The following is a 14,383-nucleotide window of genomic DNA, read 5'->3' as shown; positions in this document are numbered from 1 at the left end:
CCCCTGCTCGGCGCGATCCGCCTTGCTGTAAGCTGCATCACATGCTCAGGTCCGTCCTCGCGCTCGCCGCGCTCCTCGCGCTCGCGCCTGCCGGGGTCTCGCTCGCAGATCCCGACGAGATCACCGCGGCAGACGTCACGCGCGGAGTCCCCGCCGCGCGCCAGGGCGCCCTGGGCTGGGCGACCTACACGGTCACGGTGCGCCCGAACTCGGCGGACTTGGTGATCCGCAACCGCGCGGGCGACGACCTCTCCCACTCCATGGTGCCGCTGCGCGATGACGGCGGGGCGCCCGTCCTCGCGGCGCTCGGCGGCGCAGGCGGCTCGTGCGGCGGCGGCGGCTCGTGCGGCGGCGGCGACCGCCTCGTGGTGTGGTCGGGCGGAACTGTCGTCGCGGACCGGGCTGCCTGCTCGGGGGCCTTGGGCGCGGCGCTCGCGCCGGTGGACGAGGCGCTTGGCCTGCCGGAGCTGTTCAGCCAGATGTCCGAGCCGCACGAGTGGCCTGCCGACCCGAACGGATATCCGCTCCAGCCAGGCCGTCAGCCGTACATCTGAAGCCGGCCGCGTCTCCGAGTTGTAAGGTATGACACATGCGTAGAACCAGCTTGATCATGGCGGCGATGCTCGGGCTGGCGGCCGCGCCCGCCGTCCCCGCTGCGGCGGACGGGGGAGAGGTCTCGGTCGTGTACACCTACCTCGGGAACCATTTCCCGCCCACCGACCACTTCCCGTGGAATGCCACGCCCAACTACCACAGCGAGTACATCATCGTCGCGAAACCAGGTTCGGCGGAGTTGAAGCAGGGCGACTACGGCACGGTCGACGGCTCGGAGGAGCCCGCCGTCCATATCGTCCGGCCGATCTCCGGGGCGATATGGTCCGAGCTGGCCGCCGCCGCCAGCCGCCTGCCCGAGCCGTCCGTGTCCCACCCGAACCTGGTCCGGGGGGACTTCCCGGTCGAGGCCGAGCTCTACCGGGGCGACACCTCGGTGCGGCGAGGTTTTTACTCCGACGCCGCGACGGCGCAGATCCACGACGTCTTCCTCAAAGTCTTCGCGGGCGTGCCTGGGCTTTCGCCGCGCTGACGCTTCCGCTTGCGCTCGTCGGGTCTATACCACATGATGGAACTCACTTGAGCCACAAAAGCTCACTTGAGCACCAATAAGAGAGGATCGGATGCGAACGCTCGCACGGTGGGGCATCCTCGGGTCCCGTCGAGACGTTCCGCCTCGGCGCGCTGGCGCGGGCCGCGCGGGGGCAGTGCTGCAGAAGGCGTCGAAGGGGTCCTTCCTCCTGGCGTTCTCGCTGCTCGCCGCCGCGTGCGGGATCGGCCACGGCTACCGGCACATCCCGAAGGAAGCCACGCTCATCATCGGGACCACCGACCACGTGTCCTCGCTCGACCCCGCGACGTCCTACGAGAACGCGTCGTTCACCCTGTACGGCCAGGTCTACCCGTTCCTCCTGAACTTCCCCTACGGCAAGGCGACGCTGGCCCCCGACGCGGCAGAGCATTGCGACTTCGCCGAGCCGACCCGGTTCCGCTGCGTGCTCAAGCCGAATCTGGCATTCGCAAACGGGCACCCGCTCACCGCGAAGAGCGTGAAATTCTCGTTCGACCGGATTTTCAAGATCAACGACCCGGACGGCCCGATCTCCTTGCTCGGGAACCTCGACCGCGTCGAGACCCGGGACGACCGGACCGTCGACTTCATCCTCAAGGTCGGCAACGACCAGACGTTCCCGCAGGTCCTCGCGGTGAACCCCGGCCCGATCCTCGACGAGCGGGTCTTCCCCGCCGACCGCACCATCAGCGACGCGCAGATCGTCGCGGCGCAGCCGTTCGCGGGCCCCTACACGATCGCGACCTACCACAAGAACGACCTCGTGCTGCTCCAGGCGCGCAAGGGCTATCACGGGCTCTACGAGCACCCCGCCACGGCGAACGTCGTCTTCAAGTACTACGCGAACCAGGTGAACCTCAAGCTCGACCTGGTGGAGCACCACGTCGACATGGCTTTCCACACGCTCTCGGTCAACGACTTCGAGGAGCTTCGGCACAACGCGGGCGTCCGGGTCTGGTCCGGAGCCGTCGGCGAGATGCGCTATCTCGGGTTCAACCACGCGGCGCAGCCGGGCCAGGGCGAAGCGCAGAAGCTCGCCGTGCGCAAAGCGGTGGCCGCGAGCATCGACCGGGGGGCCCTCTCCCGGGAGGTCTACCACGGCCAGTACAAGCCCGCCTGGTCGGTGGTGCCCGATCTTTTCCCCAGCTCCGTCCCCGCGTTCAAAGACGCGTACGGCGAGCGCCCGGACAAGGCCAAAGCGGCGGGCTACTTGCGCGCGGCCGGGGTGCAGACCCCGGTCACCCTGCGGCTGCAGTACACCCCTGAGCACTACGGGTCGGCCTCGTCCGAGGAGTACGCGCTGATCAAAGGCCAGCTGGAGGGCACGGGCCTGTTCCAGGTCGAGCTGCAGGCGACCGAGTGGAACACGTTCGTCAACGAGCGCGGGAAGGGCAGCTACCCGATGTTCCAGGCGGGCTGGTTCCCTGATTTCCCGGATCCGGACAACTATCTGACGCCGTTCTTCGTCGACAACAACAACCTGAACAACGGCTTCTCCTCGCCCGAGCTGGTCCGCCTCCTGAACAGCGAAGTGAGCGACCCCGACCCGGCTTCGCGCGCGGCCAGCCTCGCGGCGGCGCAGCGCGGCGCGGCGCAGGACTTGCTCTCGGTGATCCCGCTGCTCACCGGGACGCAGACCGTGGCGACCGGGGTCTATGTCACCGGAGTGCCCGATTCGATCGAAGGAGCCTACAAGTTGCGGGTCGGCGCTCTGAAGACGACGGGGGGCGGCGCGGCATGAGCGGCAGCTCGCGTTATCGGAGCCTCTTTCGCTACCTCGGAGTCCGGGCCCTGCTCGTGGTCCCGACGGTGTGGTTCCTGATCACCCTGGTGTTCTTCCTCGTCCGGCTCTCCGGAGACCCGATCACCGCCGCCCTCGGCGGGCGGGCCTCGGTGGACGAGATCGCCCGGCGCAAACATGAGGCGGGCTACGACAAGCCCCTCTACGAGCAGTACTGGGAATTCCTGAAAAAGCTTGTGACCGGGGACTTCGGCCTCACGTCCACCGACCGCCAGCCGGTGAAGGACGTGCTGCTGCACTACGCGCCCGCCACGTTCGAGCTCGCGGCCTGGGCCATGCTGATCGCCGTGGCGATCGGAGTCCCCGCAGGCAGGTTCGCGGTGGCGCGGCGGGACCGGCTCCCCGACGTCGTGTCCCGGTTCGGCGCGATCCTCGTCTACGCCGCCCCGGTGTTCTTCGTCGCGATCCTCCTGAAGCTCGTGTTCTCGGTGTGGCTCGGCTGGCTGCCCAACGGCGGGCGCTCCTCCACGCTCGTGGAGCTCGAGCTCGCGGACTACCACCCCCGCACCGGGATCATGATCCTCGACGTGGCCCTCGCGGGAGACGGGTCGGCAGTGGTGGACGTGCTCAAGCACGCGGTGCTGCCCGCCCTCGCCCTCGGGCTCATGACGGCGGGGATCGTCTTCCGCCTCGTGCGCGCCAACCTCATCCAGACCAGCCAGGCCGGGTATGTGGAGGCCGCCAAGGCGCGAGGCCTCTCCAATCGCCGGGTGTTCGGCAGGCACGCCTTCCGCAACGCCCTCATCCCGGTGGTGACGGTGATGGGCATGCAGACCGCGGCCATGCTCGGCGGCGCCGTGCTCACCGAGAACGCCTTCGACTGGAAGGGCCTCGGCTACGCGCTCGCCGACTACCTCGTGAAACGAGACTTCGAGGCGGTGCAGGGCATCGTCGTGTTCGCCGTGGTCGTCATCGCCGTGTTCAGCGTTCTCGTGGACGCGGTGACCGCGATCATCGACCCGAGGGTGAGGTTCTGATGGCCGACGAGGAGTTCTTCCACCCCGCAGCCGACCCGGCGGGTTTCCCCCTGCCCGAGCCCGAGCTGCCCGAGCCTGCGGAGCCCGCCGCCGAGGCCGAGCCGGGCGCGCGCCCGAGGCGGCTCTTCCGCAACGTCCACGGCGTGCAGCGCGCCATCCTGCTCGCAGGCCTTGGCCTATTGGCGTTCCTGCTGATCATCGCAGTCGTCGCCCCGTGGATCGCCCCGTACAAGTTCGACCAGACCACGAACAAGTACGGGGTGGGCTTCGCCCGGCAGGCCGCGCCCAGCGCGGCGCACGTCTTCGGCACCTCGGTCCGAGGGGAGGACGTGTACTCGCGCGTGCTCTACGGGACGCAGACCGCGTTCGAGGTCATCGTGGTCTCGCTCGTGGTCGCGGGCGTGATCGGCGTGGTGCTCGGACTGGTCTCCGGGTACTTCGGCGGGTGGCTCGACAGGATCCTGACCCTGCTCATGGACTCGCTCTACGCGTTCCCGTCCCTCCTGCTCGCGATCCTCGTGTCCGTGGGGCTCTCCAGCGGCGGGTTCAGCGAGTGGACGCGGGAGCTCTCCCGGTGGCTGCAGAGCAACAGCCTGCCCGACTTCACCGGGATCGTCGCCGGGGCGCTGGCGGTCTCCGCCGTGTTCGTCCCGCAGTACTACCGGGTGATCCGCGCCAGCGCGCTCGTCGTGAAAAACGAGCCGTACGTGGACGCGGCCCGCGTCTCGGGCGCCTCAACCGGCCGGATCTTGTTCCGCCACGTCCTGCCGAACATCACCCAGAACCTGCCGGTGATCGCGGCGCTGAACAGCTCCGAGGCGATCCTCACCCTCGCGGGCCTCGGCTTCCTCGGCTTCGGGGTGGAGCCCAGCCAGGCGGCGGAGTGGGGCTACGACGTGAACAAAGGCATCCCCGACATCACTGGCGGCGTGTGGTGGACCAGCGTCTTCCCCGGCGCCGCCATCGTGCTCGCGGTCCTCGCCACCGCGTTCGTCGGCGAAAGCCTGTCGGAGGCGGGGAACCCGCTGCTGCGGTCGAGGCCCAAGCTCCGCCAAGCCGACCTGCTCAAGCTCAAGGGGGTGTCGTCGTGACCGAGCCAGAGGAATCCGCGGACGGCAGTTTCGCCCTTCCCCAGGGCTGGGACGAGCGGGAGCCGTCCGCGTTCGGCGACGCCCCGCACGCGCTGTCCATCGAAGACCTCCAGGTCTACTTCGCCACCGACGCAGGCCCGGTGCAGGCGCTCAAGGGCATCTCCTACGAGGTCGCCCCGGGCGAGATCCTGGCGGTGGTCGGCGAGTCCGGATCGGGGAAGTCGGTGAGCGTGCGCGCGGTCCTCGGCATGCTGCCGGAGAACTCGCACCGCGACGGCGTGATCCGCGTGGGCGGCAGGGACATCGCGGACTGGAGCGAGAAGCAGATGCGCGCGCTGCGCGGCTGCGAGGTCGCCATGGTGTTCCAGGAGCCGGGGGCCGCGCTCGACCCGCTCTTCACCGTGGGCGACCAGATCGTGGAGACCCTGCGCGCGCACCAGAAGATCTCGAAAAAAGCCGCGAAGGCCAAAGCGGTCGAGCTCCTCGACCTGGTTCGGCTGCCCGACCCCGCGCGCCTGGTCAAGCGGTACCCGCACGAGCTCTCCGGCGGGCAGAAGCAGCGCGTGGCGATCGCCATGGCGATCAGCTGCGACCCCAAGGTGATCCTCGCGGACGAGCCGACCACCGCCCTCGACGTCACCGTGCAGGCGGAGATCCTGCAGCTGCTCTCCGACCTGCGGGACCGGATCGGCACGGCAATCGTCTTCATCACGCACAACCTCGGCGTGGTCGCGAACTTCGCGGACCGGGTGGTGGTCATGCGCTCCGGCGAGGTCGTGGAGTCCGGCTCCGTGCGCGAGGTCTTCACCGATCCGCAGAGCGAATACACCCAGGAGCTGCTCGCAGCGACGCCTCGGCTCGACACCGCCTCGGCTCCCGAGGCCGCGTGGCCGCAGACGGAGTGGCCGCAGGCTCAGGGCCATGGAGAGCAGGGCCAAGAAGCGGCATGGCCGGTGACGGAGTGGCCCCAACCAGAGGCGCAGGGCCCTGCGGACCTGTTCCAACCGCAATCATGGCCTGAGCCTGAGCCTGAGCCTGAGCCTGAGCCTGAGCCTGAGCCTGAGCCTGAGCCTGAGCCTGAGCCTGAGCCTGAGCCTGAGCCTGAGACAGCGCCCCAACCAGGGCCTGAGCCTGAGCCCCAACCGGCGTTGAAGACAGACCCTGCGATTGCGGAGGCTGCGGCCGCCGGGATCTTGGCGGCGGCGAAGTCGGGCAAAATCCCATGGCCAGCCGCGCTCGCGAAGATCAAAGAGCTCAAGGCAGGATCGCAAGCCTCCGCGCACAGCGCGGACGACCCGTCGCAATCGCAAGGCTAGGAGCACAGGGTGGAACAACCGACCCCCGAGGGGCCAGCCGCCGAAGGCCCCATCGCAGTGATCGAAGATCTCGAAGTCGCCTACCAAGGCCGCGCGGGCGCGCGAGCCGTGGACGGGGTGAGCCTCACCATCCTCCCCGGCGAGACCGTCGGGCTGGTCGGCGAGTCCGGATCGGGCAAATCCACGATCGCGCGCTGCCTCGCGGGCCTGCAGAAACCGAGCGGCGGGCGGATCGAGTTCCTCGGCCGCGAGCTCGGCAAAGGCTCCGCCCGCACGCTGCGCAAGTCCCGCGCGAGCCTCGGCTACGTCTTCCAAGACCCCGCGACCTGCCTCAACCCCCGGATGACCATCGGCGAATGCGTCGCCGAGCCCCTCGCAGTGCACGGAAAGCTGAAAAAAGCCGAGCGCGCGGCGAAAGTCCGGTCGCTGCTCGACAGCGTGGCATTGCCCGAAGGGGCCGAGAAGCGCTACCCGCACGAGCTCTCCGGCGGCCAGCGCCAGCGCGTCGGCCTCGCCAGGGCGCTGGCCCTCGCCCCCAAACTTGTCATCGCCGACGAGCCGACCAGCGCGCTCGACGTCTCCGTGCAGGCCAAAGTGCTCGAACTGTTCGCCCAGCTGCGGGCCGAGCACGGGTTCGCGACCCTCTTCATCACCCACGACCTCGCGGTCGTCGACCAGCTGTGCGACCGCATCGTCGTGCTCAAGGCGGGGAAGGTGGTGGAGTCAGGCGTCCGAGACCAGGTGCTGCGCGCCCCGCAGGAGGAGTACACGCAGAAGCTCATCGCGGCAGTGCCCGACCCGCGTCCGGAATGGCTGCGCTCCGCAGTCTGACCTCACTGCGCGCGGCGATCCGTCCGCATGGGAGGATTAAGGGGTGACTTTTCCTTCCGATAACCCGCGACCGGCCTCCTACGCCTCTGCGGGCGTGGACATCGAGGCAGGCGAGCGGGCAGTCTCGCTTTTCGCCCCGTTCGCGGGCAAAGCGACCCGCCCGGAAGTCCTCGGCGGCCTCGGCGGGTTCGCCGGGCTCTTCGCCTTGAAGGACGGCTACCGCGAGCCGGTGCTCGCCGCCTCCACCGACGGCGTCGGCACCAAAGTGGACATCGCAGCCAAGCTCGACAAACGCGACACCGTCGGCCTCGACCTCGTCGCGATGGTCGTGGACGACCTCGTCGTCTGCGGGGCTGAGCCGCTGTTCCTCCTCGACTACATCGCCTGCGGCAAACTCGTGCCCGAGCACATCGCCGAGCTCGTCTCCGGCGTCGCCAAGGGCTGCGAGATCGCCGGATGCGCCCTGCTCGGCGGCGAGACCGCAGAGCACCCCGGCCTCATGGAGCCCGGCACGTTCGACCTCGCCGCCACTGCGGTCGGCGTCGTCGAGGCAGACTCCGTGCTCGGTCCCGACCGAGTGCGCCCCGGCGACGTCGTGGTCGCCATGCGCTCCTCCGGCCTGCACTCCAACGGCTACTCGCTGGTCCGTCACGTCCTCTTCGAGCAGGCCAACCTCGACCTGCATGCCCACGTGGCCGAATTCGGCCGCACCCTCGGCGAAGAGCTGCTCGAGCCGACCCGGATCTACGTCAAAGACTGCCTCGCGCTCGTCGCGGAGACGACCGTGCGGACGTTCTGCCACGTCACCGGCGGCGGCGTGGCCAAAAACCTCGAACGAGTCGTGCCGGACGGGCTGACCGCCGTGCTCGACCGGAACTCCTGGACCCCCGGCCCGGTGTTCGACCTCGTCCGCAAGACCGGCAACGTGGAGCTGGCGGAGCTGGAGAAGACCTTCAACCTCGGTGTCGGCATGCTCGCGGTCATCGCCCCCGAAGACCTCGACCGCGCCCTCGCGGTGCTGACCGCCCGCCACGTGGACTGCTGGCTGGTCGGCGACATCCGCGCGGCGGGGGAGGACAACGGGAAAGTCCTGCTCACCGGTTCGCACCCTGGCTTCTCAACTGGCTTCTAGGAGTTTGGCGAGCGAGGCAGGCTCGTGTTAGCCTTGGTAGCCCCTTCGGCCAGGTAGCTCAGTTGGTAGAGCACACGCCTGAAAAGCGTGGGGTCGCCGGTTCGAGCCCGGCTCTGGCCACTTTTGGATTGTTCGCGGAATCAGACTGCGAACGGCCGAGAGACGATGAAAACCCCTCCCGAACTAAATTCGGGAGGGGTTTTCGCTGTTCTAGGCAAGTTTTTTGAGGCTGGCCCACGGTCGGCGCCGTGCCGGGGCCGTGCCGGGGCCTTAGGTCGCGGCGATGACGGGCGGATGGGTGCCGCCGGTGATGGCCAGCTCCTCGAATTGGACGACCTTGCCGCAGGCGGCGCATGTGCAGTCGACGTGCAGGAGGGCGCCGCAGGCGTGGGTGAACTCGGCGGTCTGCTCGCCGTCGCGGCACCAGCGGTCGCCCCACTGCTTGAGCGCGAGCAGCACGGGGGCGAGGTCGCGGCCTGCGGGGGTGAGGAGGTACTCCTCGCGCGGGGGGCGCTCGCTGTATTGGCGGCGGGACACGACGCCTGCGTCGACGAGCTTGGCGAGCCGGGCGGAGAGCACGCTGCGGGGCGCGCCGAGCTGCGCGACCAGGTCGACGAACCGATGGTTCCCGTAGAAGAGCTCGCGGATCAGTTCGAGGGTGTAGCGGTCGCCGACAATGCCGAGGGCGTCGGTGACCGAGCATTCGCGAGGGGTCGGTTTGAAACTTGGACTCACGCTGTGCTAGCTTACTCGCAGGAGTCGGTCCAGATTCCATACCAACTATCCGATTGGGGTACGCATATGTCCACCGATGCCGCCAGCCGCGTCGTGCGCCGAGTGTTGGCCGACGGCGAGTTCGTCGTCAACCATTCCGTTGTCATCGGCGAGTCCGGGCCGTCCGCGGTCCGCTTCGATTTGTGGCGCAACGCCGAGGGCGTGCCGGTGGAGCACTGGTCCGACGAGGAGGCCTGGGCGTCGACAACTGCCAATGGGCACTCGCAGATCGATGGCGGCGCGGCTGTCGACCGCTCCGCCGACTCCGAGGAGACACGGCGGGTCGCCGTCGAGACGGTCCAGAAGATTCTGGTCGAGGGCAAGGTGGATCTGGTCGGCGAGTACCTCGCGGGCGAGGACTATGTCCAGCACAACCCGCGTTTCGCCGATGGGATCAGCGGGCTGGTCGCGGCGCTCGCAGCACTGGCCGCGCAAGGCGTCACGATGTCCTACGACGGGATCCGCCAGGTCGTCGCCGAGGGCGACTTCGCCTATCTGCGCTCAGAGGGCTCGTTCGCCGGAGCGCCGTTCGTGTTCCACGACTTGTTCCGGGTCGCTGGCGGCAAGTGCGTCGAGCACTGGGATGTCATGGTTCCCCGTTCCTGACCCGTTCATTTGCAGGCCGCGCACCGGCGGCGGAGGCCCTGTGCGCCGCGTGCGACTTGGGCAATATCAACCTCATGGAGGAGAAAACGTGACTACCGATTTCGGCTACGAGGTGTTCATCGTCGAGCCGATTCCCCAAAACGTGGACGCGCTGGTTCCCAACGGCGACCGCTACATGTGGTCGCCGCAGTCGGCCACGCTGATCTACGGCGAACGCGACGCCGTCTTGGTCGACGCGCCGTTCACTGTCGACCAGGCCCGCGATGTCGCCGCCTGGATCGGAGCCACCGGCAAGAACCTGACCCACATCGTCGCCACCCACGGCCATGGCGACCACTGGTTCGCCGCCGGGATCCTCGCCGAGGAGTTCGGCGCCCGGGTGGTGGCCAGCCCTGGCTCTATTCGGCTCATGCGCCACGAGGTGGCCAATCGCGCCGCGACCTGGGACCGGCTGTTCCCCGGCCAGATCGCGGCGACCGAGGTCACTGCCGTGCCGGTCCCGGGCGGCCGGATCTCTTTGGAGGGCCACGTCCTCCAGATCGTCGAGGCAGGCCACAGCGACACGGACGACACCACCGTGCTCCACATTCCCGACCTCGGGCTTGTCGTCGCAGGCGATGTCATCTACAACGGCGTCCACCAGTATCTCGCCGAATCTGCGGGGGGAGGCGTCCAGAAGTGGCTCGCGGCGGTCGACATTGTGGAGTCGCTCGCTCCGCGACTGGTGGTCACCGGGCACAAGGACAAGGACCTCGACGACGACGGCCCCCGCGTGATCGCCGAGACCAGGGAGTACCTGCGCTATGCGGATGAGCAGCTCGCGCTGCGCGACACAGCGCGGGGGTTCTTCTTCGCGTTGCTGGAGCGCTATCCAGACCGCCTGAACCCCACCGCGCTTTGGATGAGCGCGACCGCGCTCTACGCCTCGCGCTGAGGCTGCTCCTGCGACGGAGGCTTCCTCACTCTTCTCGACGCGAGAAGGCTTCGGTCGAGCTCACGGACACCATCATGAGGAGGGAGAAGGCGAGATAGCAGAGCGCCGCCTCCAGGGCGAGCAGGTTGGGCTGCGGCAGGAGGAACGACACGGTCAGCAGCACGTCTGCGAGCAGCAGCGCAGCCAGCGCGAACGAGATGAGGCGCGATTCCCAGGAGGGCTCCGATTTCACCGAGAGGAAGGCGAGCGCGAGCATGGCGATATCGGCTGCGACCCGCAGCGCGCGCACGAATATCCCGCTCGTGGGGAGGTCCGTGAAGTGCCCGGCCGCGAGCGAGACAAGCGCCGAGACGGCTATGGCGGCGACAAACGCCCACACGAACACCTGCTTCTGGCCGAACTGCCGAGGGAGCGCCGCCGCGAGCCCTGGCAGCACGAAGAGCGGGAGGAGCAAGGACAAATAGTCGGCGACCGAGAACGCGACGGGATGAGGAAGGGCCCCGATCTCGTCCGCGACCAGCGCCCGCACCCGCCACAGCGTCCATCCGGCCATGCCCAATGCGAGCCAGAGCGACCGTTTGTCCCCGCGTCGGGAGAAGCAGGCGAACCAGGCCAGAGAGGCTGCCGCGCCGAAGGCCGTCAGCGCGATGTCGGTGACGGTCTTGTCCGCGTCCGGGTTTCTCGGGGCGAAAAAGCTCAATGTCGCGGCGAGGGCGAGGAGCAGGCAGAGCGCGACGCCGGTGGCCAAGGCGGGAAACTTGTCGCTGCGGGGAGGCGGGGGGAGGTCCTGCTCGACGGGGACGTGGTCGGTGGTCTTCGGCCCGGTGTCCATACACGCCATCCACAGCTGGCGCAGACGGTCCACATCGCCGTCCAAACGCTGCGCGATGGCCTCGACGACATCCAGGCGCGGGACGGACTCGCAGCTCAAGGCCCTGCTGACGGTGGCGTGGCTCCACCCGGTTTGGTGCGCGATGGCCCGGAGGCTGGGCTGGCCTTTGCGCAGCCGCAGTTGGCGCAGCTCTTCCCGCAAGGCGTCCAGCGGTTCGACGACGCTCTCGCTCTGCTGTCGCTCCGACCGGGCGTTCACCGGTCCAGCCTTGCTCTGACTCACAACTAAAACCTATCCCCTCCCCCAGGCGTATGCAATGCCGCTTTGTCTTGAGCTGACCTGCGCCAGCACGGGAGCGGCGCGGCGTCACAGTTCGTCACACGCTGATTCCGCCACAGGCGCAAGTGTTTCAGCCTGTGACTTTGGCTTGACCAGGGCCGGCCATCGCGCGCAAGGTGGTCGGGAGCGCAGGGCATGCGCTCTCTATTTCCTCCCCCCGGATATCGAGGAGAAGCTCGTGGCGCGTCAGGCACATTTCGACCCCTACCCGAACATGGTGCGGCAATACGGCTATGTCGACGACGAGGAGGAAGTCGTCCCCGTTGCCAAGCCGCAGCCGAAGCCCCGGCCGGTCTCGAAGCGGTCCAAGCATTTCGACCCGTTCCCGAACATGGTGCGCCAGTACGGCTATGCCGAGGAGCCGGACGAGTCGGATTACGCGGCGGTCGGCGGCCGCGACACGCCCGCCGGGCGGGCGACCTCCCGCGCGGCGGCCGCGCTCGCCTACCTCAAGAGGCAGACCGCCTGGTACCCGGGGATCGGCTGGGCGGTCGGCGCGTATTTGAACAGCAGGAACGAGGGGGTCTGCTACGCGGTGAGCAACGAGGGCCGCGGCTATCTGCCGTACGGCCTGCGGTGGGACCCGGAGATCAGGCCGGTGTTCGGGCTTTCGGTGCCGGTGGGCCACTCGCCGTCGTGGCAGGGGGCGGCGAACCCGGCCAGGGTGATCGCCGACCACTACGAGCACCAGCGCCATTTGTCCGGCGGAGCGACGCAGTTGGTGACGATCCTCGCCACCGCCCCGCTGGGCCGCCCGGTGGTCGACATGATGCGCGAGCGCGAGGCCCAGCAGGCGACGACGGTGTTGTTCTCGCCCGCGTTGCTGCCCGGCGACCGGCGGGTGCGCAGGCTGGACACGGTGTCGCCCACGTTGTTCCGGGGCTCGGTGCAGCCGGTGCAGGGCAGGATGCGGTGGGAGGCCGCCTGCGCCTTGGCCGCGAGCGCCGTGGAGGCCAGCGGCGTTGCCAAGCAGCACCCGTTCCTCGCGCAGGCGCTGGCTTTGGCGCGCGGCAAGCAGGGCAGCGAGGCGAATCCGCTGGTCCGCAAGACCTACTGGCGGCTTGCGGCGCAGGCCCAGGCGCTGCGGGTGGAGGACGACCGGGCGGGCGCGGTGCTGCTCAACCCGAACCCAGAGTCCAAGGCGGAGCAGGACGTGCTGCCCTCGGGCGGCATCCTCGGCTACGCGAAGCTATTCTGGGGGGCGCGGGCCTGCTCGATCCTCGACCGGCTCACCGACTTCGTCGCACGGGGCCGGGAGCTGGACGCGGAGGATCTGGCCGAGCTCGCGTACGAGCATTACTGCGTGGTGGAGAACGTCTCGGAGACCGCAGAGATCCTGGGCCGGTTCTCCTAAGCCGGTTCTCCCAAGAGAATGAGGAAGTCGAAATCATGGCGGCAGCAGACGGCGGTGGGATCGACAGGACCAGCATCTATCTGAGCAGGTCGGGGATGGCCGCGCTGGCCCAGGCTCTGCGGTCCTCGGGCCATGAGCTCGCCTCGGTGGGCCAGGACGTCGATGCCGCCCCGGCGGCGCTGTCGCTCGCGGGCACCGGCGCGGGCCGGGCGTTGGCCGGGATCGGCGATGTGGTGCAGCAGGTCTTCGGCGCGCATGCCAAAGAGGCCGACGAGTCCGCCTGGAAGCTGGATCGGGTGGTGGAGATCTACGGGGGCAGGTCCGAGGAGGCCGCTGCGGCTGTGGAGTCGACCGGCTAGATGGGGATCGCGAAATCCAAGTTCCAATCGCTCGACCTGAGCGCGTTGGCCGAGCTTGCCGAGCAGCTGGACAAGGCGGCGCAGGTCGCCGAGGAGCAGGCGGCGGCGCAGTCGAAGGCGCCGGACGAGCTGTCGCAGCATTTCCGTGGCGGCGCGTCGGCTTCTGCCGCTGACAGCCTGCGGCGGAAAGCGGGCCTGCTGCAGTCGAACGCGACGGCGCTGGCCCAGTTGAGCGAGGCGGTGTCGGACGTCTACACGGGGTTGTCCGCCTCGCGCGACGCCGTCGGCGAGCTCCTTCGGGCGGCGCAGGCCCAGGGTTTCCAGGTCGACGAGCATTGGCGGGTCACCGATATCAGCGGCAACCAGGGGCTGGCGCGGGAAGCGGCCTGGCGTTCGTTGAGCGAGCAGTTGCGAGCGGCCCTCGGCGGGTACGACTCCGCGGACCAAGGGGCGGTGCGGCGCATCCGGGAGGCCGTTGAGAGCTTCGCCGTGCCCCAGCTCGACGCGCCACAAGGCGCCAGCGCCGAGGCGTAGCGCGGCGACGTCGCGGGCAGGTCGGATAGGCGAGGTCAGCGGCCTGCTGTCACATTGTGTTTCAGTTCGCCACGCAGGCCGATCGGTGTGTCTCAATGCGTTCCCAGCCCTTGACGGGGGGTTTGTCCGGGCGCGAAGGTCAGATGCACAGGCCTCGGCGCGTCCCGTATCGGGAGTCGTTCTCGGGTTTGGTCATGAACTTCAATTTTGCGAGAAGGAGCAGGGATCGATGGCAGCCAGTGTGACAAAAACAACCAGTGGTTCGCTGGAGAAGGCGGCGCAGACGCTTTCGGGGCATGCGGAGTCGTATTCTTCGTTGAAGAGCTCGTTGGAGAGCCTGTTGGAGTCGAGCGCGAGCTCGTTCCAGGGGCAGGCGGGGT

Annotated in this window: 13 protein-coding genes, 1 tRNA gene and 2 pseudogenes; 14 read left to right on the top strand and 2 right to left on the bottom strand. The window is 68.7% G+C overall.

What is annotated here, in order from left to right:
* The first annotated feature begins 41 nt into the window (after positions 1 to 41).
* The 9 genes and pseudogenes from ACRC20_RS16915 to ACRC20_RS16875 all read left to right on the top strand — a co-directional run bounded on the left by ACRC20_RS16915 (position 42) and on the right by ACRC20_RS16875 (position 8,391).
* Positions 42 to 554 carry a protogenin gene (locus ACRC20_RS16915; protein WP_438687561.1) on the top strand — a complete coding sequence of 171 codons (513 nt, stop codon included), beginning with the start codon at positions 42 to 44 and terminating at the stop codon, positions 552 to 554.
* Positions 555 to 589: 35 nt separating this feature from the next.
* Positions 590 to 1,084: a hypothetical protein gene (locus tag ACRC20_RS16910; protein ID WP_438687560.1), complete on the top strand. Its 495-nt coding sequence runs from the start codon at positions 590 to 592 to the stop codon at positions 1,082 to 1,084.
* A gap of 91 nt (positions 1,085 to 1,175) precedes the next feature.
* Positions 1,176 to 2,591 (top strand): annotated as a pseudogene (locus ACRC20_RS16905) (ABC transporter substrate-binding protein); the annotation flags it as partial.
* A 269-nt stretch (positions 2,592 to 2,860) separates the two neighbouring features.
* Positions 2,861 to 3,901 (top strand): ABC transporter permease, encoded by a 1,041-nt coding sequence (locus ACRC20_RS16900; RefSeq protein WP_438687559.1) that lies wholly within the window; start codon positions 2,861 to 2,863, stop codon positions 3,899 to 3,901.
* Positions 3,901 to 4,992 carry an ABC transporter permease gene (locus ACRC20_RS16895; RefSeq protein WP_438687558.1) on the top strand — a complete coding sequence of 364 codons (1,092 nt, stop codon included), beginning with the start codon at positions 3,901 to 3,903 and terminating at the stop codon, positions 4,990 to 4,992. Before ACRC20_RS16900 ends, ACRC20_RS16895 begins: the two co-directional genes overlap by 1 nt.
* A 92-nt stretch (positions 4,993 to 5,084) precedes the next feature.
* Positions 5,085 to 5,852, top strand: a pseudogene (locus ACRC20_RS16890) (ABC transporter ATP-binding protein); the annotation flags it as partial.
* Between the two features lie 465 nt (positions 5,853 to 6,317).
* The gene (locus ACRC20_RS16885; RefSeq protein WP_438687557.1) at positions 6,318 to 7,139 is read left to right on the top strand and encodes an ABC transporter ATP-binding protein; all 822 of its coding nucleotides are present in this window, start codon (positions 6,318 to 6,320) and stop codon (positions 7,137 to 7,139) included.
* Between the two features lie 43 nt (positions 7,140 to 7,182).
* On the top strand, positions 7,183 to 8,271 hold the full coding sequence (gene purM, locus ACRC20_RS16880) for a phosphoribosylformylglycinamidine cyclo-ligase (RefSeq protein WP_438687556.1): 1,089 nt from the start codon (positions 7,183 to 7,185) through the stop codon (positions 8,269 to 8,271).
* 47 nt (positions 8,272 to 8,318) lie between these two features.
* Positions 8,319 to 8,391 (top strand) — tRNA-Phe (locus ACRC20_RS16875).
* A gap of 150 nt (positions 8,392 to 8,541) precedes the next feature.
* Here ACRC20_RS16875 and ACRC20_RS16870 read toward each other — a convergent pair.
* On the bottom strand, positions 8,542 to 9,006 hold the full coding sequence (locus tag ACRC20_RS16870) for a winged helix-turn-helix transcriptional regulator (protein WP_438687555.1): 465 nt from the start codon (positions 9,004 to 9,006) through the stop codon (positions 8,542 to 8,544).
* A 66-nt stretch (positions 9,007 to 9,072) separates the two neighbouring features.
* On the opposite strand from ACRC20_RS16870, the gene ACRC20_RS16865 reads away from it, so the two are divergent.
* Complete coding sequence (locus ACRC20_RS16865) at positions 9,073 to 9,651, top strand: nuclear transport factor 2 family protein (RefSeq protein WP_438687554.1); 579 nt, start codon at positions 9,073 to 9,075, stop codon at positions 9,649 to 9,651.
* Positions 9,652 to 9,739: 88 nt separating this feature from the next.
* On the top strand, positions 9,740 to 10,585 hold the full coding sequence (locus ACRC20_RS16860) for an MBL fold metallo-hydrolase (protein WP_438687553.1): 846 nt from the start codon (positions 9,740 to 9,742) through the stop codon (positions 10,583 to 10,585).
* 25 nt (positions 10,586 to 10,610) lie between these two features.
* Here the strand turns inward: ACRC20_RS16860 and ACRC20_RS16855 are convergent, their stop codons facing one another.
* Positions 10,611 to 11,699 carry a helix-turn-helix domain-containing protein gene (locus ACRC20_RS16855; RefSeq protein ID WP_438687552.1) on the bottom strand — a complete coding sequence of 363 codons (1,089 nt, stop codon included), beginning with the start codon at positions 11,697 to 11,699 and terminating at the stop codon, positions 10,611 to 10,613.
* Between the two features lie 235 nt (positions 11,700 to 11,934).
* Between ACRC20_RS16855 and ACRC20_RS16850 the strand changes: the two genes are divergently transcribed.
* The 3 genes from ACRC20_RS16850 to ACRC20_RS16840 are packed head-to-tail and all read left to right on the top strand — an operon-like array spanning position 11,935 to position 14,003.
* On the top strand, positions 11,935 to 13,110 hold the full coding sequence (locus ACRC20_RS16850) for a hypothetical protein (protein ID WP_438687551.1): 1,176 nt from the start codon (positions 11,935 to 11,937) through the stop codon (positions 13,108 to 13,110).
* Between the two features lie 35 nt (positions 13,111 to 13,145).
* A complete protein-coding gene (locus ACRC20_RS16845) occupies positions 13,146 to 13,469 on the top strand; it encodes a hypothetical protein (RefSeq protein WP_438687550.1) in 324 nt (107 codons plus the stop codon).
* Complete coding sequence (locus ACRC20_RS16840; RefSeq protein WP_438687549.1) at positions 13,470 to 14,003, top strand: hypothetical protein; 534 nt, start codon at positions 13,470 to 13,472, stop codon at positions 14,001 to 14,003. It abuts the gene before it with no gap.
* Positions 14,004 to 14,383 lie beyond the last annotated feature (380 nt).

This window comes from Segniliparus sp. (genome assembly GCF_051660745.1).
Classification (GTDB): Bacteria; Actinomycetota; Actinomycetes; order Mycobacteriales; family Mycobacteriaceae; genus Segniliparus.
The sequence above is the reverse complement of the archived record's forward strand: the minus strand, read 5'-3'. Positions and strand labels throughout refer to the sequence as shown.

Coding starts and splice junctions, on each gene's coding strand:
- ACRC20_RS16915 (WP_438687561.1), top strand. CDS start 42: ATGCTCAGGTCCGTCCTCGCGCTCGCCGCGCTCCTCGCGCTCGCGCCT.
- ACRC20_RS16910 (WP_438687560.1), top strand. CDS start 590: ATGCGTAGAACCAGCTTGATCATGGCGGCGATGCTCGGGCTGGCGGCC.
- ACRC20_RS16900 (WP_438687559.1), top strand. CDS start 2,861: ATGAGCGGCAGCTCGCGTTATCGGAGCCTCTTTCGCTACCTCGGAGTC.
- ACRC20_RS16895 (WP_438687558.1), top strand. CDS start 3,901: ATGGCCGACGAGGAGTTCTTCCACCCCGCAGCCGACCCGGCGGGTTTC.
- ACRC20_RS16865 (WP_438687554.1), top strand. CDS start 9,073: ATGTCCACCGATGCCGCCAGCCGCGTCGTGCGCCGAGTGTTGGCCGAC.
- ACRC20_RS16845 (WP_438687550.1), top strand. CDS start 13,146: ATGGCGGCAGCAGACGGCGGTGGGATCGACAGGACCAGCATCTATCTG.
- ACRC20_RS16840 (WP_438687549.1), top strand. CDS start 13,470: ATGGGGATCGCGAAATCCAAGTTCCAATCGCTCGACCTGAGCGCGTTG.